Source organism: Komagataeibacter sp. NFXK3 (assembly GCF_054182245.1).
In genome coordinates, this window is the sequence record NZ_JAPIVJ010000074.1 from 1 (window position 1) to 1296 (window position 1296).

The following is a 1296-nucleotide window of genomic DNA, read 5'->3' on the forward strand; positions in this document are numbered from 1 at the left end:
TGGAGGGATCGAAGAACCGTTGATTGATGTGCTTGGCGGGTAATTTCTGGCTTTTGGCGATTTGATTGACGGTTTTTGCGATGGCATCCGGTCTGCGTTTTGAGCAGATTGGGAGCTGTTACCGGCTTGATAGCTACGCTGTGGTGCTGATCCGCTGCAGGAAGAGGAAGCGGCGCATGTTGTAGACGATATTGGCCAGCCCGATCCTCATGGTGGCCCGGGTAATACCGACAGTTCGGATGAACAATCCCGTCTGTGATTTCTGGTCGGCAAAAACATGCTCGACACGCGAGCGGATCATGGACTTTCCTGCATTGGACCGCTGGATATGGAGTGGCATGGGTTTGAGATGCGGCTTCTTCCTGTGAACCTTTGAGACAAAGCCATGCTTTTCCATGAAGTCTTCATTGGCTTTTGAGCGATACGCTGTATCAGCCCAGACGCTTGAGGCCGTATTGGTTTTATCCAGCAGCCCCTCTCTCAATCGCGCACCATCACTGGCGGCGGCATCCGTCGTCTTCCATTTTCGGATGAACCGAAACTTCCGATCGATGGAGACGTGGGATTTGTAGCCAAAGAACGGGATGGCAAGATCGCTGGATGGCATGGTTCCATCATCCTGCTGCTTCGCCTTCGTGAACTTCAGCGTCCATCGTGCATGTCTGTCCTTGTGCGACAGTTTGGATGGCTTGTCCTGCCAGTCTTCAGGAATACGGCCTGCTCGCAGATCCGCTTTCTCTGCGTTTGTATTGCGCTGCTTCGGAGCCGCTACGAGCGTGGCATCCAGGATCTGGCCTGACATCGGCAGATAACCAGCGCTGCGCAGGGTCGCATCAAAGCGCTCAAACAGTCTTTCAATGGCCCCCGCCTGTGTCAGGCGTTCACGGAACAGCCAGATTGTTTTGGCATCGGGCACCCGATCTGAAAGTCCCAGACCAAGGAAACGCATAAAGGAGAGGCGATCGTTGATGAGATACTCTGTCCGCTCATCAGACAAATTGTTGAGCGTCTGGATCACCAGGATCTTGAACATCAACACCGGATCAAATGGCGGTCGCCCGCCCTTGCTTCCATCTGAATAGGCCAGAGCCTTCTCCAGATCAGGGCGGAACACCTCAAAATCCACAGTCCGGGAAAACGCTTCAAGCTGATCGCCAAGACCGCTCAAACGAGCAAGCCGCTCTTCAACATCAAAGAAACCAGGCTGTTTCATTATTCATTCATCCACCCAATCACCACAGGAGGTATGGAATCACAGATACGCACTCAAAACCATGGAGTTTTTAGAACCCTCCA

1 protein-coding gene is annotated in these 1296 nt (G+C 52.9%); it reads right to left on the reverse strand.

Going from position 1 to position 1296, the window contains the following annotated elements:
- Positions 1-133 precede the first annotated feature (133 nt).
- Positions 134-1213 carry an IS5 family transposase gene (locus tag OQZ28_RS17510; protein WP_007397870.1) on the reverse strand — a complete coding sequence of 360 codons (1080 nt, stop codon included), beginning with the start codon at positions 1211-1213 and terminating at the stop codon, positions 134-136.
- Positions 1214-1296: the final 83 nt, after the last annotated feature.

Excerpts from the sequence above, each read along its gene's own strand:
- OQZ28_RS17510 (WP_007397870.1), bottom strand. The coding sequence starts at position 1,213 with ATGAAACAGCCTGGTTTCTTTGATGTTGAAGAGCGGCTTGCTCGTTTG.